This window comes from Clostridium sp. cel8 (genome assembly GCF_014050525.1).
GTDB lineage: Bacteria > Bacillota > Clostridia > Clostridiales > Clostridiaceae > Clostridium_B.
Window position 1 is genome coordinate 160,735 of the sequence record NZ_JACGAG010000003.1, and the last position, 24,335, is coordinate 185,069.

Consider the following 24,335-nt stretch of genomic DNA (forward strand, 5'->3'; position numbering starts at 1 on the left):
CCCAACTTACGATAATCTCTTACTTCATATCACTATAAAATCATCCATATCTTTACTCTCAAAATATTCTCTAGCTTCATCTTCACTGTCAAAAATACTCATCTCAACTATTACATTTTGCCTTCTAAGCTCTTCCGCTTTTTTATAAGCAATTTGATAATTTTCACCATTGTAGTATATAAGAACTCTTTTCTTTTTGGCTTCATTTTCACATATTTCACTTGAAGCTTTCATTATACTATTTACATCTATTGCAAGTCCTGTTGCACTTTCTTCATCTCCAAATTGCTCTGACAAATTATCATATCTTCCACCACTTAATATGCTGTTTCCCACATTTTGTGCATATCCTCTGAAAATTATTCCAGTATAGTAATCTATATTTTGAACCATTCCAAGGTCAACAGATATATACTTACCATATCCTGCACTACAAACATAATTATAAACTTTGCGAACATTGTCAATAGCATCAAGTGCACCTTTATTATTTGTCATTGAAGAAGCTCTATCTAATACTTCAATATCACCAAACAATCTAGGTATTTCTCTAAATATACATATACTTTTTTCATTCATTATATCCTTATTTTCATCTATAAAACTTTCAAGAGCTGTAAAGTTTTTATTTTCAATACATTGTTTCAATTTTGTCTTTTTTTCATCATCTAATCCAGATTCATTAACTATATTTTTGAAAAAATTAATTTGTCCAAGTTCTATTTTAAAATCTCTAAGTCCACATTTCAAAAGTGCTCTTATTGCTGTAGTCACAATTTCAACATCTGCTTTTATACTCTCTGCACCTATTATCTCTATTCCAGATTGAGTAATTTCAATATCTTTTCCATTTAAATTTTCATTTTGTCTGTATATATTTTCTGTATAACACAATTTTAGAGGATGAGGTGCTCTTTTAAGTTTAGTAGCTGATATCCTAACTGCCGGCGTTGTCATATCAGGTCTTAAAACCATCATTCTCCCATGATTATCAAATAGCTTATACATATTTTCCTGCTTAAAAATAGTTTTTTCATAATTAAATACATCATAAAATTCTAAAAGAGGTGATGAAATTTCCAAAAATCCGGCATCTATATATGTCTTCCTGAGTGTACTTTGTATTTCAAATTTTCTGCTACACTCTTCAAAAATAAAATCTTTTGCCCCTTCAGGTATATATCTTTTCCAATTTTCCATCTAAGTCCTCCTATTTCATAATTTATCATGATAAAGTGATAAATCGTTATAGTGATACTTTATCAGATTTAAGATTAAAATTCAATAGTTTTTTTATTTTATTAGAAAATTTATAAAAAAAGAACTGAGTTTTTATTCTCAGCTCTTCATTTTCCATACTTAAAATTTTACTTATCTTTGTTTTAAAACTAAAAATCAACCTTATCCCCAGTATAAACATACTGAAATAATCTTTTCATTTCAGCTTCAGTTATCTTTCTAGGATTAGCTCCAGTACAAGCATCTTCTATTGCATTGTGTGCTATAAAATCTAATTCATTATTAAAATCTTCTTCACTTATTCCATATTCTTTTAATGTAGATGGAATATTCATCTTTTTATTCATATCTTTAATAAGAGATGTTAATGAGTCTATCATTTCATCATCAGTATTGCCTGAAAGTTTAAGTGCCTTTGCTATGTCAACATATCTCTTTGCACAAGCTTTTTTGTTAAAGTCTATTACATAAGGCAAAAATATTGCATTTGCACATCCATGTGGTATGTGGAACACTGCACCAGTCTTGTGAGCCATACTATGAGTTATTCCAAGAAGAGCATTTGAAAATGCCATTCCTGCAAGACATTGAGCAATATGCATTTGTGATCTAGCTTCTTTATCTCCTTCATAAGATTTAAGAAGGTATTTATGAATCATCTCTATTGCATGAATAGCAAGAGGATCTGAAAAATCTGAATGTAATCCTGCTACATAAGCCTCTATTGCATGTGTTAATGCATCCATTCCAGTATGTGCTGTAAGTTTTTTTGGCATAGTCTGTGCAAGAGCTGGATCTATTATTGCAACATCTGGAGTCAAATTAAAGTCAGCAAGAGGATATTTAATCTTAGTTTTATAATCTGTTATTACTGAAAATGACGTTACCTCAGTTGCAGTTCCACTTGTTGAAGGTATTGCTAAGAATCTTGCCTTATTCCTGAGCTTTGGAATTCCAAAAGGAACAACAGCTTTTTCAAAAGTAAAATCAGGGTATTCGTAGAATATCCACATTGCTTTAGCCGCATCAATTGGTGAACCTCCACCTATTGCTACTATCCAGTCAGGCTCAAATTCTCTCATTACCTTAGCTCCATTCATTACTGTTTCAACAGATGGATCAGGTTCAACACCTTCTATTAATTTAGTTTCAATTCCTGCTTCTTTTAAATATTCCTGAACTTTACCTAAGAATCCAAACCTTTTCATGGATCCTCCACCTACAACTATTACAGCTTTATGACCTTCCAATTTCTTTAGTTCTTCTAAAGAATTTTCTCCAAAATAAATATCTCTTGGTAATGTAAATCTTGCCATGTGTATCCTCCTTCAACATTTAGTATAATGTATTAATTATTATCTATTATTTTTATGATTTTATTATATCACTATAATATATACTAGTTAAGTAAAAATCAAATAATTTATTACTTAATTTTAAAAAAAGGGTAGAATACATTTCCATTTCTACCCTTTTTCAATCACAATATTCTATTTTTCCCCAAGAAACACAATGATACCATTCCATTTCCACAGTGAGTTCCCATTCCAAGTCCAAGTGGATTTACAATAAATTTATTATTTTTGAATTCATCTTCCATCATATTCTTTAATGTCTGTGCATCTTCAAGACAATACCCATGAGAAATTCCTATAACTTTATTTTCCGATGCATCTGTAATACTTTTAAATTTCTCTATAAGATATCTAAAGGCTTTCTTTTTCCCTCTTATATTAGCTACGTTTTTTAAAGTTCCATCCCTCTGTATGGTTATTATTGGCTTTACATTTAAAAGTGTTCCCATAACTGCTTTTGATGATGATATCCTTCCTCCATTTTTTAAATGCTTAAGATCATCCACTAAAAACCAACAATTCATTTTATTCTTATTCTCTTCTACCCAATTCACAATATCCTTAGCACTATATCCCTGTTTTGCCATTTTCACTGCATGATATACTAAAAGTCCAAGCCCTATTGATGCTACTTTGCTGTCTATAACAGTTATATCTGCATCACTATACTCCCTTATTAGCTCTTCTCTTGCCAATTTGGAACTATTATAAGTACCACTTATTCCCGATGACATTCCTATATAGATTATAGGCCTTTTTTCTTTTAAAAGTTCTCTAAACTTTTCCATAAACCTATATTGATTTATTTGAGTTGTATATGGCATTTCACCATCTTTAAGTCCAGTATAAAACTTTTCATAACTCAATGAATGTCCAAAATCATCTTCATACTCTTTTCCTTTAAAATGACATATAAGGCCAAGAAAGGGAACATTATTCTGAAGCATAAAATCTTCAGGCATGTCACAACTAGCATCCGTCATAATTATAGGTTCTACCACATGTAATCTCCCCTTATTATAATATTAATTTAATAATCCAATGTATTGTAAAAAAATTACTATATAATACATCCACATTTAGTATATCATTAATAAGGGATTAATACTACAAAGCTAATATCTAAAATAGTCCACTCCTGATTTAAATATTTTTTGATCCTTATCGCCTGGTATATTTTTTATAACATTTCTTCCTATTCTCTCTGAATGCCCCATTTTTCCAAGTACTCTTCCGTCAGGACTTGTTATTCCTTCAACTGCATAGAATGAGCCATTTGGATTAAATTTATCATCATAACTAGGTCTGCCTTCAAAATCAACATATTGTGTTGCTATTTGACCTCTATCTATAAGCTTTTTCATCATGTTTTCTTCACATATAAATCTTCCTTCTCCATGAGATATTGCAATTGAGTGAATATCTCCTACTTTTACATTGCTAAACCAAGGTGACATATTGGATGATATTCTTGTATTTACTATGCGTGAAATATGTCTTCCTATTTTATTATAAGTAAGTGTAGGATAGTTACTTTTTATTTCTCTTATATCTCCAAAAGGTACAAGTCCAAGCTTTATAAGTGCTTGAAAGCCATTGCATATTCCAAGCATAAGTCCATCTCTATTATTTAAAAGTTCTTGGACAGCTTCCTTTATTTTTGGATTTCTAAACACATCTGCTATGAATTTTCCAGAGCCATCAGGCTCATCACCTGCACTAAAACCTCCTGGAAGCATAATTATTTGGGATTTCTTTATTCTATCTGCCATTTCATCTATAGAATTTTCTATCTGTTGCACACTTAAATTTTTTAGTACGAGAGTATCAACTTCAGCACCTGCATCTATAAAGGCTCTTTCAGAATCATATTCACAATTAGTCCCGGGAAATACTGGTATAAATACTCTAGGTTTTGCAAATTTAATAGAAGGTGATAACTTGGATTTTTTGTTGAAACTTATAGTTTCTATACTTCTTTCATCATCATCTGTAGTTGTAGGGAATACACATTCTAGAGTACTTTCCCAGCTATCTATCATATCATCTATATCTATTATTTCATCTCCTACATTTATAGTTCTATCTGCATGCGTAAAACCAATTACCTCATAATTCAAATCCTTTAGTGCATCTTCTAAATTAACATTGTTATCTATTTCAGCTATTATAGAACCATAATAAGGGTAAAAAAGCTTTTTCAAGTTAAAGTCTTTTGAAAATTCCATACCTATCTTGTTTCCGAAGCTCATATTGCTTATAGACTGAGCTATACCACTGTCTTTCACTGTTTCTGCTGATATTATAACTTTACTTTCAATAAGAGAATGTATAATTTTATAATTTTTATTCATTTTATCAAAATCAGGCATATAGTATTCATCTATATCAACAGGTATAAATACTATACTAGTTCCAATTTTCTTAAATTCAGGAGATATTATTACATCTGCACTTTCAGTCGTAATTGCAAATGACACTAATGTTGGAGGTACATCCTTATCTTTAAAAGTTCCAGACATACTGTCTTTTCCTCCTATTGCAGCTATGCCAAGTTTTTCTTGTGCATGTAGTGCACCAATTAGTGCTGAAAATGGCTTTCCCCATCTTTCAGGTTCATTTTGTGGGCTTCCAAAATACTCTTGGAATGTAAGCCTTATTTTATCAGCTCTTCCTCCAGTTGCCACAACTTTAGCTACTGATTCACATACTGCATATACAGCTCCATGAAATGGACTCCATTTTGATATTTTAGGATTATATCCATAACTCATAATAGTCGCTGTATCTGTATCGCCGTATCTAACTGGTATTTTAGCTGCCATAGCTTCTATTTTAGTAAATTGATATTTCCCACCATATGGCATGAGCACTGTAGAACTTCCTATTGTACTATCAAATCTTTCTACAAGTCCCTTTTGACTACATACATTCAAGCTCTTTAGCATATCTAACCAGTTACTTCTTATATTCTTATTTTTTACATTTGATTTTGTTTTAAAATATGCAGACAATTCATCTGGAGATTTTACATGCACTTCAGTTTTTGCTCTTACTCCATTTGTATCTATAAATTCTCTACTCAAATCTACAATTAATTTTTTTCTCCAATAGAATCTCATTCTATTAGTATTTGTAACAACTGCAACAGCTGTTGCCTCAAGATTTTCTTCTTCTGCATATTTTATAAATTTATCTTTGTCATCTTTAGAAACCACAACTGCCATACGTTCCTGTGATTCTGATATTGCAAGTTCAGTTCCATCTAGTCCTTCATATTTTTTAGGTACAAGATCTAAATTTATATCAAGTCCATCTGCTAGTTCTCCTATGGCAACAGATACTCCTCCAGCTCCAAAATCATTACATCTTTTTATAAGAGTACTCACCTCAGGTTTTCTAAAAAGTCTTTGAAGTTTTCTCTCAGTAACTGGATTTCCCTTTTGAACTTCTGCACCTGATGTAAATATTGACTTTTCAGTATGTTTCTTAGAAGAACCTGTAGCTCCTCCGCATCCATCTCTACCTGTTCTTCCACCTAAAAGTATTACAACATCAGACTCTTCCGGTCTTTTTCTAACTACATTTTTTTTAGGCACTGCACCAACTACAGCACCAATTTCCATTCTCTTTGCCACATAACCAGGATCATATATTTCACTTACGAGTCCAGTTGCAAGTCCTATCTGATTTCCATAGGAACTATATCCCTGTGCTGCACCTGTAGTTATCTTTTTCTGTGGAAGTTTCCCCTCTAAAGTTGAATTCAAATCCACTGTAGGATCTCCACTTCCAGTAACTCTCATTGCCTGATACACATAAGATCTTCCAGACAGCGGATCTCTTATAGCTCCTCCAATACATGTAGCTGCTCCTCCAAAGGGTTCTATCTCCGTTGGATGGTTATGTGTTTCATTTTTAAACATCACAAGCCATTTTTCTAATTTTCCATCTACATTTGCATCAACAACTATGCTACAAGCATTTATTTCCTCAGATTCATCAAGATCATCAAGTTTTCCCTCTGCCCTTAACTTTTTCATTCCAATAGTTGCAATGTCCATAAGGCAAACTGGTTTTTCATCTCTTCCTAGTTCATCTCTAAATTTAAAATAATCATTGCATGCATTTTTAATAGGTACTGTTAATTTTCCATCTTCAATTTTTATATTTTCAAGTTCTGTCATAAAAGTAGTGTGTCTACAATGATCTGACCAATATGTATCTATTACTCTTATTTCAGTTATTGTAGGTTGCCTTTTCTCTTTATTTTTAAAGTACTGTCTACAAAATTCCAAATCATCTAAACTCATTGCAAGGCCTTTTTCATCTATAAACTTTAATAGTTCCTGTTTTGAACTTTCTGTAAATCCATCTAAAACTTCCACATCTTCTGGAATATGAACTTCCTTATGCAATTTATCAAATTTTTCAAGGGAAGCTTCTCTTGAATCAACAGGATTTATGCAATATTGTTTTATAGCACTAAACTCTTCATCTGTTATACACCCTTCTATTATGTATACTTTAGAAGATATAATATTTACCTTTTCTTTTTGTGTCAATATCTGAATACACTGAGATGCTGAATCAGATCTCTGGTCATACTGACCTGGAAGATATTCAACTGCAAAAATTCTATTTTGTCCTATATTTGGTATATCCTCTTCATATACGGTGTCCACAGTCTTATCTGAAAACACAGTGTACTTTGATTTTTCATATTCACAATCCTCCATATTTTCAATGTCATATCTGTTTAGTATCCTGATGTTTTTTAAAGCCTCTATGCCTAAACTTTCCCTTATATCTTTTAAAAGATTATGGGCCTCTACATCGAATCCAGATTTCTTTTCCACAAATAATCTTCTAACACTCATCCTGTTATCTCCCCTAATCATATTTTTTAAACATTTTTCGAACATTTATTATACTTTTAATAAAATTATTCGTATTTATTATATCATACTTAGCTATTTTGGGGAATAACTACTGTGAAATTAAGCTAAAAACTTTTGATCATTATAATTTGCTTAGCTTTTTTTGATAAGTGGTGAACATTATATAAAAAATTCATATCCCTATACACAATTCCCGATATTATATGTCCAGACATAATTTTTATGCTTACATATTCTCCTATATCACAATTTTTTCTACAAAGCCCTCTAAATATGACCTTTATACCATTTCTCCCAGTACTTTCAACTTCAACTAGACTTCCTTTTTTTATCATAAAATCACCCCACCATATAAATTTATAGTTTACTAATCTATATGATGGGATGATTTAATTTATTTACATTTGTTTTAAATAGTTTTATTATATTTTCATTTAGCCTTATCTATTAATGATTCCATCATAGTTTTCTCTAAACCTCCTGAAATACCTTCATATATTCTACCATTTTTGTCTATTATAAAGGTTGTAGGAAAAGCTCCTATACCATATTTATACATAATACTTCCATCATCAAAAAGTACTGGAAATGTATATCCATTTTCATTAAGGAATTTTTTTATATCCTCACGACTTCCCTCTCTCCCAAGATTAGGTGCAACCACTCCCAAAATTATAACATCTTTAGTATTATTTTTATATTCTTTATAAACTTTCTCTATATTAGGTAATTCCGCTCTACATGGAGGACACCAAGTAGCCCAGAAATTCAAAAATACAACTTTACCCCTATAATCACTTAAATTATGAGTATTTCCATACTGATCAACTAATTCAAAGTTTGGAGCTTCACTTTCATCATCTTCTGTATTAGAATCATCTTTATTATTTTCAAACTGTTCATTTTGTTCATTTGCATATGACTCTGAATTGTTTATATTATTAATTTTAAAACCTGCTCCACTAAGTATCATAACAAGTCCTGTTATTAAAAGAATAATACCACCAATTTTTTCAATAACATTCATATGAAATTTTATTTTATCGAGTAATCTAAGTAATTTTTTATAAAAAGCAGTAATTATTATAAAAGGAATCATAAATCCAGCAGTATATACTAAAATCAACATGTTTCCAATGAATATACTTTTTGAAGTTGATGCCATAATTAAAACAGAAGAAAGCATTGGACCAACACATGGAGTCCATCCAAAACTAAATACAAATCCCAGTACATAGGCTTTTAGTGGATTCATCTTATTTATTTCTATATTAAATTTCTTTTCTCTTTGCAAAAATGGTATTTTTAAATATCCCATATATGAAATTCCCATAATAACAACTACTATTCCACCTATTATGAGAATTATTTTTTTGTTAGATCTTAAGAAATAATTAAGCACACTTGCCGATGAGCCTAATATAAAAAATGTAGTTGATATACCTAGTAAAAACAGTACTGTATTTTTAAATAAATTCCTATTTTGCTCCTCATTTTTTCCACTTTTTAAATCATTATAGTTACTTCCAGATAGTACACTTAGATAAACTGGAAGTAATGGAATTATACATGGTGAAAACAGTGACAGCACTCCTTCTACAAACACTAAAAATACACTTATATGTTCCATTTTACCCTCCTCTTTAATTCATAGTATAATTACATTTATTTTCAAAAGTTACTTTATATTATGAATATATTATTTAAATCAGTCAACATAAAAAGAGCCATAATCATATTGATTATGACTCCCTAACTCGTAATTCTTAACTATTAACTATTAACTCTTACTTATAAATAGGGTATTTGTCACAAAGTTCCTTTACTTCTGATCTTATACCTGATAAGTCCTTATCTCTATTTTCAATTACATAGTTCATAAAGTACGCTATTTTTTTCATTTCTTCTTCTTTAAATCCTCTTGTAGTTACTGCAGGTGTTCCTATTCTAATTCCACTTGTTATATTAGGTCCCAATTTGTCAAAAGGTATACCATTCTTGTTTACTGTAATTCCTGCATCTCCAAGAAGTTTTTCTGCTTCTTTTCCTGTCATATCTTTATTTGTAAGATCTATTAAAATAAGATGATTATCTGTTCCTCCACTTATAAGCCTAAATCCATAATTTTTTAGCTCTTCTGCTAATACTTTAGCATTTTTAACTACCTGTTTTATGTATTCTTTGTACTCATCTGAAAGAGCTTCTCCAAAGCATACAGCTTTTGCTGCAATTATATGCATAAGAGGTCCTCCCTGAACTCCAGGAAATATAGCTTTATCTAAAGCTTTTGCATACTTCTCTTTGCATATAATAGCTCCACCTCTAGGGCCTCTAAGTGTCTTATGTGTAGTTGTAGTTACAAAATCTGCATATGGTACTGGAGACATATGCTCACCAGCTGCAACAAGTCCTGCAATATGTGCCATATCAACCATCATATATGCTCCTACTTCATCACAGATCTCTTTTATCTTTTTAAAATCTATTTCTCTAGGATATGCACTTGCTCCAGAAACTATCATCTTTGGCTTGCATTCAAGCGCAATTCTTCTCATTTCATCATAATCAATTGTTTCAGTTTCCTTGTTTACTCCATAGGATACAAAGTTATATAACTTTCCTGAAAAACTTACTTTACTTCCATGAGTCAAATGTCCCCCATGGCTTAAATTCATTCCCATAACAGTATCCCCAGGTTTTAAAACTGACATGTAAACTGCCATATTTGCCTGAGAACCAGAATGAGGTTGTACATTTACATGCTCTGCACCAAACAATTTCTTCATCCTATCTCTTGCTAAGTCTTCCGCTTTATCTACAATATAACATCCTCCATAATACCTTTTCCCAGGGTATCCCTCAGCATACTTATTTGTTAAAAATGATCCCATTGCTTCCATTACGGACTTACTTGTAAAGTTTTCAGATGCAATTAATTCTATTCCATTTTCCTGTCTTTCCCTCTCTTGATTTATAATATTAAATATGTCACTATCCGTATTTTTTAAATTGTCAAAATTCATTTAGATTTCCCCCTTATATTTTATTTATTATTGCATTATTTTATATTATTGCTATTTATTATACAGCTTATACTATACATAATCAATTTAATTATAGATTTAACAAAAAAATTCATAATTAGTTATAGTAAATAGATTGAACTTATACTATAATAATTGTGCATTTATAAATTTAAATAAGGAAAGATTAAAATGGATGTTAATAATACATTAAATACAGCTGTTTATGCAGGAAAAATACTCCTTGAAAGTGGTGCAGAGATATATAGAATAGAAGAAACAATGAAGAGGATATGTAATTCCTGTGGAGTTATGGATGTCGACACTTTCGTCACTATAAACGTAATAATAATATCTGCAAAAAATGAATTTGGACAAAATATATCCTTGATAAAAAGAGCTAAAAGAAAAGGTCAAAATTTAGAAAAAATATCTCAGGTAAACAATATCTCAAGACATATAAAGGATTCAGGTTATACCCTTAGCGATATTAAAAATATGCTTATAAAAATTGATAATTTAAAGCCCTATAGCATAAAGACAAATGTACTTTCCTCTGGAGGAGTTTCTGGATTTTTTTGCCTTGTTTTTGGAGGAAACATAGAGGACTTTATTGTGTCATTTATTATAGGCTGTCTTATAAATTTAATTTCCTCAACATTAAAATATTTTCAATCTAATGAGTTTTTCATAAATACAATATGTGGTGCAGTTACTGCCTTAATAGCTCTTTCCAGTACATTTCTTAACATTGGAACACATACAGACACTATAATAATAGGCTCTATTATGGTTCTTGTTCCAGGAATAGCTATAACAAATGCAATAAGAGATACTATAGCAGGGGATCTTCTATCAGGAATTTTAGGAGCTATAGAAGCACTTCTAGTTGCAGTAGCAATTGCAGTTGGAACTGGAATTATAATAAGGCTTTGGATTATTACAGGAGGTATGAGATTATGATAGTTAGTTCTATATATGCTTTAATTGCCACTTTATGCTTTGGTGTGCTTTCAAATATAAGAGGCAGAGATTTGATATTCTCTTCAATAGGTGGAGGTATCACATGGTTTATCTATTTACTAACTTTCCATTATTTTCATTCTTCTATAATATTTGCCTACTTTATGGCATCATTAATTGGATCTTTATACTCGGAAATAATGGCTCGTGTTCTTAAAACACCTGTAACTTCTTTTGTAATAGGTGCTATAATACCTCTTGTTCCTGGAGGTGGAATGTACAATACAATGTTTGAAACTGTCCAAGGAAATATAGATGGATCAATTGAAACAGGCATACAAACTCTTGCAATAGCAGGTACAATAGCAGTTGGAGTATTTTCAGTGTCTTCCATATCAAAAGCCTATATTTTGTTCAAAAGAAAAATACACATGCAAAAACTTAAAATTATGAAGAATAAATTTAAAACAAATAATTCTAGATAAAAAGTGGACTTAAAAACAAGTCCACCCTAAAATATAATTAATATTATACCTATTTAAGAAACATAGTAAGTATTGAAATAAGCTCTTCTATCTTTTTCTCTTCAGATCTATTGTCCTCTTTAGAAACAAAACATGTTTTTGCATAGTTTTGAAGAATCAATCCACCTACTTTATTTATCGCTGCTCTAACTGCTGCAATCTGTATGAGAATATCTTTACAACAGCTTTCACTTTCAATCATCTTTTCAATTCCCTTTATCTGTCCCTCTACTCTTCTAAGTCTTACTTGAATATCTTTATTTGTAACTAATTTTTCCTCCAAAATATCCACTTCCTATTTTGTTAATTTAATATAAATTTATCTATAACTTCACCTATAGCTCCCTCATTATTATCTTTTGAAGTTACATAATCAGCACATTGTTTTACAGGATCTTTAGCATTTGATACTGCAACACCAAATGCCTCACTTTCAATCATGCTTATATCATTTTCATCATTTCCAATAGTTATACATTCATCTATTGGTATATTATAATATCTTGCCAAAAGATTTACACCACTTCCTTTAGATACTCCCTTATTCATTATTTCAATATTTGTAATTTCTGAACTTGTTATCTCTATATCTTGTACATTCTTTAATTTTTCTCTTAGCCTGCTCAAATAATTCAAATCCTCATCAATTACAACTATTTTATTGATATCTATATCTTTTTCATTTGCAATTGATTTTAAATCAGGCATTACCCTTATTTCTATTCTAAGTTTTCTATCAAGTTTGCGACTAAATTCATAGAGATTTTTAGCTGACATTGTAAATTGCTCTGTATAAATAGTATTTTCATCATAAAAATGATAATATGTATCATCTTTTTCTTCTCTAAATATATCTATCATTTCAAGTACTCTATTTTTATCTATACAACTTTTATAAATAATTCCGCCATCACCATCAAGTAAAATAGCACCATTACTACATATAACTGGCTGACCTTTTGCAGTCATTTCCGAATAAGCCCTAAGTGCACTTGGAAGCCTTCCAGAACAAAGTACAAATTTCACTCCCATATTTAAAGCTTTATTTATTCTATCCATATTATAATCACATATTAATTTTTTGTCATTCAAAAGTGTTCCATCTAAATCTACAGCTATAAGTTTATATTTCACAAAAAAACCTCCTAAAAAAATTTATAGAATCTAAAAATTAGTAATAAACTATATTTTAAAACATATCTTTAATATATAGTAATTACATTAAGGTGTTAAAAATGAAAAAAATATTATTATATGCTACCATAATATTTACAATATTTATTTTACTTACAGGATGTACTAATAATTTAAATTTATTAAATCTAAACTCAAAAAAACCAAATAAATTCTACTATACAGCTAAACTTCTAAAATATATAAATCAAGAAAAGCCTTCAAAATGCATTATGTCAGAAACTAATTTTCACAAAGAAAAACAATTAGATGCTAAAACTGTTGAAGACATAAAAACTATGTTCAAATCTTTAGATGAAAAAAACTTTATAGAAAGCGTTAAAAATCTTCCTTCAAAACCTAAATATAAAATAATTCTAACCTTCAAAGAAGAAAAACTGCTTATAAATGTATACAATGAAAATTATATATCAGTATATCCCTGGGATGGCATTTACAGCATGGACTACATAGATACAAGTAAAATACCTGTATCTTTAAATTTATATAACTTAGGAAACTATGTATTTAAGCAATAATTTTATACTATATAATTGTATCACAGAATAAAGAGTACACATATATTATATAATGTGAATCAATTAATAAAAGGTGGCGCGTAATGTTTATTTCTCCTTATCCATTTTTCAAAAATTACTATAGGGCAATTAACCCTATTTCCTATGTTAGAATGCTAAATTCAAGTGTAAATTCAACTCCAGTGGATATATACTTCAACGATAGACTAATTTTTAAAAATCTGAAATATAAATCATTCTCAGATTACATGCCTTTTCCTGCTGGTACTTATGACATAACAATATTTCCTGCTGGTACTACTAAAAATGCATTATTTAATAGAAGTGTATTTTTACCACCAAGTAAAATATGGACTGTGGCAGTTTCAGGAAATTATCCAAATATAAATATTATTCCCATAGAAGATGTCATAAGGCCAAAACTTCCAAATAAGGCTCTAATTAAATTTGTAAACTTATTTAACAGTACTATAAATTTAGATGTAATCTTAAGCGATGGCAAAACTTTGTTCAAAGACGTTCCATATACAGGTGTTTCTACTTATAAATCCCTTCAACCTGGAACATACACAATCTATATAGCTAAAAACAAAGGAGAAAAACTACTTACTGTACCTCAAATGACATTGACACCAAATAGATTTTACAGCATTTATGCAGTTGGAAATTCAACAGATCCTTTAAATATGCAACTTCTTATTCCACTTGATGGAAATAGCTATTTAAAAATATGATAAAACATTTTAGGGTTGACACATTGTGCCAACCTTAAAATTATTTTAATATCCCAAATCTTTATTTAAAATAATAACTTTTATCCTACCTTTTATTTTCTGCCTTTTTATTAGAGAATATTCATTGCAAATTCTATTGTCACTTTTGCAATCAACACAATAACCAAGTCTAGTACAAGGTGTATTTGAATCCAATCTCTTTGTATTTGCAGGTGCTGCATTATATTTTACTCTGTCTATTGCAGCCTTAACATCTCGTACAATCTTATTAACCCCAATTATTACAATAACTTGATCTGGTCCATACATCATTGCAGCTACTCTATTTCCAGTTCCATCTACATTATACAGTTCTCCATTTTCTGTTACAGCATTACTGCTCACTATATAATCATCGCACATGAAACTCTTTCTAAATATATCTTTTATTTCGTCAGGCTTAAGTCCTTTTTTATATCTGTCTAGAAAATTATAATTTCCACTTCTTAAAAAGTCTATTACTCCGGTTTCAAAAAGTGTCATTGAACCTCCTACTGATACAGTATCCCCTTCTTTTATAAGAGATTTTAACTTCTCTAGAAGTTCCTTCTCGTCATTTACTAAAAATCCTTCCATATTATTCTTTTCAAGAGATTTGATAGTCCTTAAAATTTTTTGTTCCTTTACCCACATTTCATTTTTATCCATAATTGTCCTCCTTTTGATTTTTATTTTATGAAAATATAATTTACTCTTTTAAAAGTTGATCCAAAGTAGGTATCATATCTATATTTTCAAATCCAAAATGCTTTAAAAAAGTTTCTGTTGTACTATAAAGTATAGGCCTTCCTGGGACATTTAATCTACCACTTTCTTTTATAAGACCTTTTTGAAGTAAGTTATATATAGCTCTATCACTTTTTACTCCTCTTATTTCGTCTATATCAACCCTTGTTATTGGTTGCTTATAAGCAATTATAGACAATGTTTCAAGAGATGCCTGAGATAACGACTGTCTCGAATTTGGTCCAAGCAGTTTCTCAACATATTTGCTATTTTCATTTTTAGTAACCAAACTATATTTACCTTCTGAACATATAACTTTTATTCCTCTATCTGAAGCTTTATACAACTCTATCATTTCATCCATAATACTTCTAGTAAACTCAATGCTACACTCTATTATTTTAGCAATTTTTCCTATATCCATAGCTTCACCAGATACAAATAATAGTGATTCAATTACCGAAAAATATATATTATGATTGTTTTTATGTTTATCTATTTCAGTAATATTACAGTGTTTTTTATTGTCCAAATTTAACTGTCCCTTCTACATAAATTTCATCAAAAGCAAATCTTTGAGCTATAGTAACTATTCCTCGTTTTGCAAGCTCTAAAAGTGCCACAAAAGTAACTACTTTTTCAATTTTAAATTTGCATTTATTCAATATATTTGAGAATCGAATTGTTTGTCCAGTTTTCACACTTTCCTTAATATATTGCATTTTATCTTCTACTTTAAATCTATCCATTGGTATATCTTTTATAAATTCATTTTCTATATTCAACTTATCCATATATAATTTCATCAATTTAGAGTATATATTATATAATCTAAGTATTGTTACATTTTTTAGGATATCATCACTTTTAGAATTATCCTTTTTCGTAACTATTATTTCTGGTTTTTTACTAAAGCTTATTCCTATCTCTTTTTCACGTTTTCTCAAAAACTCAGCAGCCTTTTTAAATTTTCTATACTCTAAAAGCTTGTTTACAAGTTCGGTTCTAGGATCTTCATCTTCATCATTATTTTCAGAAACACTTTTTGGCAATAGTGTTTTAGATTTTATTTCAAGAAGAGTTGAAGCCATAACAATGAATTCAGAAGTCAATTCAAGATCCATTTCATTCATTCTACTTATATATTCTATATATTGATTAGTTATTTCATGAATTTTCACATCATATATATCCATTTTGTTCTTTTTTACAAGATGGAGAAGCAAATCAAATGGACCCTCAAAATTTTCTATTTTTATATTCAAAGACATCTTCAATTTCCTCCAGATTTTCACCAACTTCTATGCCAGTATTTAATTTTAATTTTAATATATCTTTCAGTATATTTCCAATACATTTTCCACTATCTACTCCAAATGATTTTATTTTATTTCCATCAATATCTAAAGTACACTTAGATATATTATTTATATAATTATATAATTTATATTTAAATTCGCAGTTCCATCCTAAATATGACATGCTATACTTTGGTATATCCTTTAATACCAGATAAATGCTATAGTTGTCTTTTGAATCTTTTAGTGATTGTTTCAATATTTGTTCATTTTTTGACAAATAGATTATTGATTTTTTTAAGTCGCTATCCAAAATAGAATTATCCATAAGAGAAACTATATCACTCTTATTTTTAACTGAATAAAATAAGTTTAAAAATCTCATATTTATATCTTTATATTCTGCTATTGAATTTGGTTTTCCTATGAAATTATAATCGATTAAAAATATATTAAATTTTCCTAAAAGTATAAATGAATCTGTCCATTTTTCTTCACTACAAATAAGATATATTTCTCTTATTATTCTATCATTACTTATGCTTTTTAAAACTTTATCCTCTAAACAACCTGCTATTTCATCTCTATCTTCAATGGAAAATCCATACCTTGCAGCATATCTTATAGCTCTAAATATTCTCGTTGGATCTTCTCTATAACTTTCTATATGTATTTTTTTTATAATCCCTTTTTTTATATGGGAAATCCCATCATACAGATCAATAAGCTGTTTTGAATTCAAATTATATGCCAGTGCATTTATAGTAAAATCTCTTCTATAAAGGTCATGTACTATATCAGAAGGCTCTACTTTAGGAAGTGCCCCAGAAAACTCATATATTTCACATCTACACCTTATGAGATCTATATTAACACCATTTTTAAACTTTACAGAAGCAGTTTGAAATTTTTCGTGATATTTAAAACTTTCAATTTCACTTATATTTTCAATAACAATCATTGGATTTGCATTTAAGCATATATCAATATCATGTACTTTTATACCCATTAATATGTCCCTAACTGCTCCTCCCACTATATACACATCTATATGTTTTAATTTGCACACATCTTTTATCAAATCTATGGCATATCTTTCTTTGGGATCAAGTTTATATAATATATCCACTTTTATCTCTCCTGTTTAATTAAAGGCAGAAAATCAAAAATTATTTTCTGCCTTTATTATACCATTGTATATTAATAAATAAGAAATTTTCTCAAAAATCAACCTAATTACACTCTATTATACTCCCTTATTTATTATATTAGTAAGACTATTTTTTAAGTTTTCAATAATTCCTGGCAATTTTACATCTCTATCACAATACAATTGAACTTTTCCAACTAATTTACCATTTACAAAAACATTGCAATAGCCTATTATATCATTTTTCTTATACCTTTTCTTATCCTTATTGAGAACACACTTAGTAGTTACCTTTTCATTGCTAGTCTTATCCATAACAACATTTAAATCATCTTTTGCAACTGCGTAGAAAAATTTATCGCCTTTTTTATTTAAGTTAATCTTTTTTATATTATCACCTTTTTTAATTACATCTAAAGATTTATATTTAGAAAATCCATAATTCATAAGCATACTTGCATCTTTATTTCTTATCTTATAAGAAGGTGATCCCATAATAACTGCAAGCATTCTTACATTATCCCTAGTTGAGGTTGCTGATATACAATACTTAGCTGCATCTGTAAATCCTGTTTTAAGCCCATCGCATCCTTTGAAAAATCTAACTAGTTTATTGTGATTTACAAGTTCTATTGGAGTTTTTCTACCTTCAGATATAGTTTCCATATATGTTCCAGTGTACTTCAATATTTTAGGGTGTTTTAAAAGTTCCCTTGACATTATAGATATATCATAAGCTGTGGTCAAATGCCCTGGCGCTGTAAGCCCAGTACAATTTTTGAAAGTAGTATCCTTCATTCCAAGCTCCTTAGCTCTTTTATTCATCATATTAACAAAAGCCTGTTCCGTTCCTCCTAAGTATTCAGCCATAGCCACTGCTGCATCATTTCCCGACGCTATTCCTATACCCTTTATAAGATCTTCAACAGTTCTAACCTCTCCTGTGTCCAGAAGCATTGAACTTCCACCCATTTTCTTTGCATTTTCACTTACAGTTACCTTATCTTTTAAACTTATCTTTCCTGAATCCACAGCTTCCATAGTCAAAAGCATAGTCATTATTTTTGTCACAGATGCAGGTTCAAATTTTTCATGTGCATTCTTTTGAAATATTATTTTACCAGATAAAGGCTCCATGAGAAGTGCAGATTTTGCATTTACATTTATATTTCCACTATCTTCAGTATTACTATCATCTTCTTCACTATATACACTATTCACGCTATTTTCATCTATAGACTTTTCATATGCTTTTACATTAAATCCGAATACATTGCATATTCCAATTGTAAATACAAAAATTAGTACCTTACTTAAAAAAATCCTGTATTTCCCTATCATTTAATTCTCTCCTTTCAAATACTATTTCATTAAAATTATAATAATATTATCCTTATTATTCTCAACATAACATATCAATTATTCATAGGGAAACAGGCAATTTTTACAAAAAATAAATAAAATAAGAATCATAAATCAAAGTATATACTTTAATTCTTGATCCTTATTTACAATTATGCTCTTGGGTGAAATTTTTTGTAAACTTCCGCAATTTTATTTTTCTTTACAATTGATTCATATATTTCAGTAGCAGACAAATCCTTATGTCCAAGAAGTTCTTGAACCGATCTTATATCTGCACCATTTTGTAGAAGGTGTACTGCAAATGAATGTCTAAGTGTAAATGCATTTATATTTTTACCTATATTTGCTACTTTTGCGTAGTGCTTTACTATCTTCCAAAACCCCTGTCTACTCATCTGAACTCCTCTTAAGTTTAAAAATACAAAATCTAAATTATATATATTTAATTTAGGTCTTATTTTAAGATACTCCTTTAAATATTTGACTGCTACAGATCCAATAGGTATTATTCTTTCCTTATTCTTAGAATTTTTACACCTTATATAAGAAAGTTTCAAATTTACATTGTATATATTCAAATTCAAAAGTTCCATAACTTTCATTCCTGATGCATACATAACTTCAAGCATCGCCTTATCTCTTATACCCTTATCTTTACTTGTATCAGGTGCTGAAAGCAACTTGTCAACTTCATCTACTGTAAGTATTTTAGGTATATTGTGCTTTACCTTAGGAATATCATAGTATAGAATTGGATTTTCATCTACAATACCCTTTAACATAAGATATTTATAAAAACTTCTTAGAGATACTATATTTCTAACTATAGATGAAACAGCTCTACCTTCTTTATGGAGATACTGAACATAGGCCATAACAGATACTACTTCTACATTTTCTATATCTTCATCTCTATTTCTTATAAAATCACAGAACTTAGTTATATCCCTAACATAGGCATCCAATGTATTTTTCGAAACATGCTTTTTTTGAAGTTCACGGATATAATCAGGTAAAAACTTATTCAAAAAAGTCACCACACTTTAAAATTTAGCTAGAATTTTAAAAACTCCCTGACTACAATAATATAATTATATATTATAGTTAAGTCTTTATTAAACACATTGTATACAAATAGACTATTTTGATATACATGTGGCTTAATTATAAAATAGTATAACACATAATCCATAAACTTTGGCAAAAACAATCCAAATAAAACAAGTATCAAAAAACACTTTAATATTACAAATAATAATTTCATAAACTGCTCCCTAGTTACAATTATATTATTACTGCTATTAACTTAATTATATTCGGAGTAACATACACTTCCATAATAAGTCCAATACACATTACTATTATTACAAATATAAAAGTTATAGAATAGGAAGTCAATTTAATAAGTACATGATTTTTCCATTGGACATTTGATCTATCTTTTAATATAGTAAGAGAAAACTCCATAGCCATAACAGATAAAAATATTATACAGGGTACATATATTATATTTTGAGGCAATATACCAAGTAAATCAAACCATATTCCATTAATTCCAAGTGAATTTATTACAAAACTAGATGAAAACCCAAGAGTAAATCCTTTAAGAATATCTATTACAAGTATTACAGGTGTTCCAATCATAGTAAGACCTAAAAACCACATAATTACAATCATTGGAATATTTATCTTCAAAGCTTCTACAAGTATGGATTTATAATCTATATTACCTGAATTTATAGAACTTTTAAAACTATTCAAATAGCTTAAAAGATCATTTTTTTCAAAGCCACCCATATACCTCACGCTATATACTCCAAGAACAATTCCTGTGCAAAAACACAACAAAGTTATTACATACAGCCAAAAATTATTCTGAATATGTTTATTTATTAAATTTGATATTTTGCTATCTTGCATGGCTCATCCCCCTTTTGTTAATCTCTTTTCTATATTTATGATAAACAAAAGAGTTATATACCATTTTAGATAAACATAAACGTAAATGCACTTATAGTTTTTGCATCTACTATTTCACCTGATTTTATCATTTCTTTTGCCTTATCTATCTTTATCTCTTTTAAATTTATAAATTCACCTTCATCTGCTATATCATCTCTTCCTTTAAATAGATCCTTTGCTTCATATATATATATTACTTCGTCACAAAATCCAGGACTTGTAACTACTTTACCTAAATATTTAAAACTTTTTGCTTTATAACCAGTTTCTTCCTCAAGTTCTCTCATACCACATACTTCAGGTTCTTCACCACTTTCTATTTTCCCTGCTGGTATTTCCAAAAGCATTTTTTCAAAAGGTTTTCTAAATTGTTCAACAAATATCAATGTATCTTCATCTTTATATGTTAAAATTGCAACACCTCCAGGATGATTTACTATTTCTCTCTTTGACTTTTTTCCATCTGGCAAAAGAACACTATGCATATTCAATTCAATAATTTTACCCTTATATATAAGTTTTTTATCTATAGTCTTTTCTTCAAAGTTCATATTCTGTATCCTCCATTTTAATTTCAGTTTATCTGATCATTTATTTTCTTTATAACCTGCTTATAATACCTTATAATGCTTTTTAATTCATCCTCTCTTTCAGGATCATTTGACATCTTATATCTTAGTTCGTTAATTCTGCTTTTAATTAAGTTATTTATATTTTTAATCTCTTCTATTTCCAACTCTATTTTTACTTTGCTCATTTATATAACCCCCTATCTCAATAATTTTAAATATATTTCTACATTTATTTTTATTATTCAAATATTTTCTATTTAATAAATTGTAGCAAAAATATCGATATAATAAAAGTGAAAATAATAAAAAAGTACATTAATAATTGCTAAACTGAGTAAAAGATTTATTTTTTAAGCAAAAGAGCCGCCGCACTAAATTTTTAGTTCGACAGCTCATAAATAATGAATATATTCATTATTTATTGATTATTGGAAAATAGACCATTTAACTTACTTTATTTTTAAGTCTAAGTTTATCTGCAACCATCGCTATGAATTCTGAATTCGTTGGTTTACCTTTATCATTATGTACGGTATAACCAAATATCTTATTTATAATATCTACTTGTCCTCTTGACCAAGCTACTTCTATGGCATGTCTTATAGCTCTTTCAACTCTACTTGCAGTAGTATTATACTTTTTTGCTATAGAAGGATATAATTCTTTTGTAACTGCAGATAAAAGTTCCATATTATTAACTACCATAGTTATAGCTTCTCTAAGATATATATATCCCTTTATATGAGCTGGCACTCCTATTTCATGGATTATATTAGTAATTTCCTGTTCCAAATTATTGGGATTATTATCAAATTCTCTTATACCAATATTATTTGTAATGAATGAACTTCTTCTTTTAACTTCACTGCTGTCAGTTATTACATTATTAAACATTTGTCTTATTCTTTTTGCAAATACATCCATATCAAATGGTTTTACTACATAATAATCTGCACCAAGGTTTATTGCTCTCTGTGTAATTTTATCTTGTCCAACTGCTGAAAGTACAATTATTCTTGGCATCGGATCAATATCCATATTATTAAGCCTCTCTAAAACCCCAAGTCCATCAAGATGAGGCATAATTATATCAAGTACCACTAAATCAGGTTTTTTCTCTTTTATCAAATCCAAAGCTTCGAGCCCATCTTTTGCAGTCCCTGTAACTATAATATCTCTCTGACTTAATAAATAATCATTGAGTATATTACAAAATTCCTTATTATCATCTGCAATAACTACACTTATTTTTGATTCTTCCATAAACTCTACTCCCCTTTTACTAATAAGTTCCATAAGTTAACAATTATCTAATTCGACAAAGAAGTTTCAATTCCTGCTATAAAAAAAACTTTTTACTATATTTATACTAATATAGATATTACAGTATGATTATAATTTCTATATTCTGCAATATCTATATAGTATATTAATATTTTATTAAATCATAGCTAAAAGTATATTTATTTACTATTATTGTTGAATAAATTTGCATCATTCAACATCCATTCTATATAAATTCCATAACCTATATCAGGTTTATTCACAAGGACATGCGTTACTGCTCCTACTATTTTTCCATTTTGAATTATAGGGCTTCCACTCATACCTTGAACTATTCCTCCAGTTTTTTCAAGTAATCTTTTATCTGTTACTTTTATAACCATGCTTTTAGAATCTGGTTTATCTTGCTGAAGAAGTTTCTTAATCTCTATATCGTATTCTTTTACTCCATCTTTATCTATAGTAGTTAATATTTTTGCAGGTCCTTCTTTTATCTCACTTCTAAGTCCTATTTTCATAGGAGGAAAACCTTTTGTTTCTAGTTCTTCTTTTCCCTTTCCAAATACACCACATTCAGTATTTTTATATATATTTCCAAGCACATAATCTTCATTTACAAATATTCCTTTCAATTCCCCCGGATTACCCTTGACACCCTTTCTTACGGATACAATAGAAGATGAAACAACTTCTCCAGAATTAACATTTAATATAGTTCCAGTATCAATATCAGTTATAGGGTGACCTAATGCTGCAAACGTGTTACTTTGGTTATCATAAAAAGTTAAGGTACCAACACCTGCCGTTGAATCTCTTATCCAAAGTCCTATTTTATAATTATTGTCTTCAGAACTCATTACAGGTTTAACATTTTTCTCTATATATTTTCCCTTATGGTTTATTAGCAATTTAATATCTTTTCCTTCACTTCTATTTATCTCTTCTTTAGTTTCTTCAGCTCCATTTACATTAACATCATTTATTTTTAATATATCATCACCTATTTCTATTCCAGCTTTAGCAGCAGGACTTATTACCCTACCACTATTTGTAATAACATCTGAAAGTGCAATTACCAATACTCCTGTGGTGTTCAACTTTACACCTATTGGTTTCCCACCTGGATATACAACCATATTATTTTTCACTGGTTTTACGGATACAGAACGTAAAGGCAAAACACCTAATAAATTTATACTAGCAACATTAGTTGTATTTTTACTTTTGTCATCTTTTACTTTTAAAAACACATTTTGTTTTGTACCTTGATTTATATTTTGATCTTCCCTTAAAAATATAATTGTAGGTATATTCTTAAATTCATAACAACTTAATAACATAATAAAAAACAGGATAGGGATTAAAATATAACACAACATATTTCTAAAACTTTTTCTCATGCTCTATTGCCTCCTGTCTGCATTACTTTTTCTACGTTTAAGTTACCCTTTTAAATATTTTATTATGCTATTAGATACTTTCATTTTA

The 24,335-nt window shown here is 29.1% G+C and carries 24 protein-coding genes; 4 read left to right on the forward strand and 20 right to left on the reverse strand.

Translation table 11 applies throughout. The features are described 5' to 3' along the window. Positions 1-24 precede the first annotated feature (24 nt). The 7 genes from H2684_RS04510 to glyA all read right to left on the reverse strand — a co-directional run bounded on the left by H2684_RS04510 (position 25) and on the right by glyA (position 10,518). Positions 25-1,200, reverse strand: a complete 1,176-nt coding sequence (locus tag H2684_RS04510; RefSeq protein ID WP_182088205.1) for an ATP phosphoribosyltransferase regulatory subunit — start codon at positions 1,198-1,200, stop codon at positions 25-27. Positions 1,201-1,388: 188 nt separating this feature from the next. Next, positions 1,389-2,555 carry an iron-containing alcohol dehydrogenase gene (locus H2684_RS04515; protein WP_182088206.1) on the reverse strand — a complete coding sequence of 389 codons (1,167 nt, stop codon included), beginning with the start codon at positions 2,553-2,555 and terminating at the stop codon, positions 1,389-1,391. A 164-nt stretch (positions 2,556-2,719) separates the two neighbouring features. Then, positions 2,720-3,577, reverse strand: coding sequence for a DegV family protein (locus tag H2684_RS04520; protein WP_182088321.1), 858 nt, complete (start codon positions 3,575-3,577; stop codon positions 2,720-2,722). 132 nt (positions 3,578-3,709) lie between these two features. Beyond that, positions 3,710-7,474 carry a phosphoribosylformylglycinamidine synthase gene (locus H2684_RS04525; protein ID WP_182088207.1) on the reverse strand — a complete coding sequence of 1,255 codons (3,765 nt, stop codon included), beginning with the start codon at positions 7,472-7,474 and terminating at the stop codon, positions 3,710-3,712. Positions 7,475-7,599: 125 nt separating this feature from the next. After that, positions 7,600-7,830 carry a hypothetical protein gene (locus H2684_RS04530; protein ID WP_182088208.1) on the reverse strand — a complete coding sequence of 77 codons (231 nt, stop codon included), beginning with the start codon at positions 7,828-7,830 and terminating at the stop codon, positions 7,600-7,602. Positions 7,831-7,925: 95 nt separating this feature from the next. Continuing rightward, on the reverse strand, positions 7,926-9,125 hold the full coding sequence (locus H2684_RS04535) for a cytochrome c biogenesis protein/redoxin (protein WP_182088209.1): 1,200 nt from the start codon (positions 9,123-9,125) through the stop codon (positions 7,926-7,928). Positions 9,126-9,282: 157 nt separating this feature from the next. Next, positions 9,283-10,518 (reverse strand): serine hydroxymethyltransferase, encoded by a 1,236-nt coding sequence (gene glyA / locus H2684_RS04540; protein ID WP_182088210.1) that lies wholly within the window; start codon positions 10,516-10,518, stop codon positions 9,283-9,285. A 192-nt stretch (positions 10,519-10,710) separates the two neighbouring features. Between glyA and H2684_RS04545 the strand changes: the two genes are divergently transcribed. Both H2684_RS04545 and H2684_RS04550 read left to right on the forward strand, forming a co-directional pair. Next, positions 10,711-11,481 carry a threonine/serine exporter family protein gene (locus tag H2684_RS04545; protein ID WP_182088211.1) on the forward strand — a complete coding sequence of 257 codons (771 nt, stop codon included), beginning with the start codon at positions 10,711-10,713 and terminating at the stop codon, positions 11,479-11,481. Next, the gene (locus tag H2684_RS04550) at positions 11,478-11,966 is read left to right on the forward strand and encodes a threonine/serine exporter family protein (RefSeq protein WP_182088212.1); all 489 of its coding nucleotides are present in this window, start codon (positions 11,478-11,480) and stop codon (positions 11,964-11,966) included. The genes H2684_RS04545 and H2684_RS04550 overlap by 4 nt, the downstream gene beginning before the upstream one ends. A 49-nt stretch (positions 11,967-12,015) precedes the next feature. Here the strand turns inward: H2684_RS04550 and H2684_RS04555 are convergent, their stop codons facing one another. Continuing rightward, positions 12,016-12,288, reverse strand: coding sequence for a metal-sensitive transcriptional regulator (locus H2684_RS04555; RefSeq protein ID WP_182088213.1), 273 nt, complete (start codon positions 12,286-12,288; stop codon positions 12,016-12,018). 20 nt (positions 12,289-12,308) lie between these two features. Then, the gene (locus H2684_RS04560) at positions 12,309-13,139 is read right to left on the reverse strand and encodes a Cof-type HAD-IIB family hydrolase (RefSeq protein ID WP_182088214.1); all 831 of its coding nucleotides are present in this window, start codon (positions 13,137-13,139) and stop codon (positions 12,309-12,311) included. A 101-nt stretch (positions 13,140-13,240) separates the two neighbouring features. On the opposite strand from H2684_RS04560, the gene H2684_RS04565 reads away from it, so the two are divergent. Beyond that, positions 13,241-13,717 carry a DUF4883 family protein gene (locus H2684_RS04565; protein WP_182088215.1) on the forward strand — a complete coding sequence of 159 codons (477 nt, stop codon included), beginning with the start codon at positions 13,241-13,243 and terminating at the stop codon, positions 13,715-13,717. An 83-nt stretch (positions 13,718-13,800) separates the two neighbouring features. Next, entirely contained in the window at positions 13,801-14,451 is a 651-nt protein-coding gene (locus H2684_RS04570; RefSeq protein WP_182088216.1) for a DUF4397 domain-containing protein, read from the forward strand. 45 nt (positions 14,452-14,496) lie between these two features. Here the strand turns inward: H2684_RS04570 and H2684_RS04575 are convergent, their stop codons facing one another. From H2684_RS04575 to spoIVB, 11 genes are all read right to left on the reverse strand, one after another. Next, on the reverse strand, positions 14,497-15,138 hold the full coding sequence (locus H2684_RS04575) for a lactate utilization protein (protein WP_182088217.1): 642 nt from the start codon (positions 15,136-15,138) through the stop codon (positions 14,497-14,499). 40 nt (positions 15,139-15,178) lie between these two features. Next, positions 15,179-15,724: an SMC-Scp complex subunit ScpB gene (scpB, locus tag H2684_RS04580; protein WP_347707520.1), complete on the reverse strand. Its 546-nt coding sequence runs from the start codon at positions 15,722-15,724 to the stop codon at positions 15,179-15,181. A gap of 13 nt (positions 15,725-15,737) precedes the next feature. Then, positions 15,738-16,487: a segregation/condensation protein A gene (locus tag H2684_RS04585; protein ID WP_182088219.1), complete on the reverse strand. Its 750-nt coding sequence runs from the start codon at positions 16,485-16,487 to the stop codon at positions 15,738-15,740. Next, positions 16,456-17,643 carry a CCA tRNA nucleotidyltransferase gene (locus H2684_RS04590; protein ID WP_182088220.1) on the reverse strand — a complete coding sequence of 396 codons (1,188 nt, stop codon included), beginning with the start codon at positions 17,641-17,643 and terminating at the stop codon, positions 16,456-16,458. The genes H2684_RS04585 and H2684_RS04590 overlap by 32 nt, the downstream gene beginning before the upstream one ends. 117 nt (positions 17,644-17,760) lie before the next feature. Continuing rightward, positions 17,761-19,005, reverse strand: a complete 1,245-nt coding sequence (locus H2684_RS04595; RefSeq protein WP_182088221.1) for a D-alanyl-D-alanine carboxypeptidase family protein — start codon at positions 19,003-19,005, stop codon at positions 17,761-17,763. Between the two features lie 173 nt (positions 19,006-19,178). After that, on the reverse strand, positions 19,179-20,057 hold the full coding sequence (gene xerD, locus H2684_RS04600) for a site-specific tyrosine recombinase XerD (protein ID WP_182088222.1): 879 nt from the start codon (positions 20,055-20,057) through the stop codon (positions 19,179-19,181). A 256-nt stretch (positions 20,058-20,313) separates the two neighbouring features. Continuing rightward, the gene (spoIIM, locus tag H2684_RS04605) at positions 20,314-20,949 is read right to left on the reverse strand and encodes a stage II sporulation protein M (RefSeq protein ID WP_182088223.1); all 636 of its coding nucleotides are present in this window, start codon (positions 20,947-20,949) and stop codon (positions 20,314-20,316) included. A 65-nt stretch (positions 20,950-21,014) separates the two neighbouring features. Next, positions 21,015-21,542, reverse strand: coding sequence for an NUDIX hydrolase (locus H2684_RS04610; RefSeq protein ID WP_182088224.1), 528 nt, complete (start codon positions 21,540-21,542; stop codon positions 21,015-21,017). A gap of 23 nt (positions 21,543-21,565) precedes the next feature. Beyond that, positions 21,566-21,748: a hypothetical protein gene (locus H2684_RS04615; RefSeq protein WP_182088225.1), complete on the reverse strand. Its 183-nt coding sequence runs from the start codon at positions 21,746-21,748 to the stop codon at positions 21,566-21,568. 259 nt (positions 21,749-22,007) lie between these two features. After that, a complete protein-coding gene (gene spo0A / locus H2684_RS04620; protein ID WP_182088226.1) occupies positions 22,008-22,826 on the reverse strand; it encodes a sporulation transcription factor Spo0A in 819 nt (272 codons plus the stop codon). Positions 22,827-23,026: 200 nt separating this feature from the next. Next, the gene (gene spoIVB, locus H2684_RS04625) at positions 23,027-24,247 is read right to left on the reverse strand and encodes a SpoIVB peptidase (RefSeq protein WP_182088227.1); all 1,221 of its coding nucleotides are present in this window, start codon (positions 24,245-24,247) and stop codon (positions 23,027-23,029) included. Between the last annotated feature and the right edge of the window lie 88 nt (positions 24,248-24,335).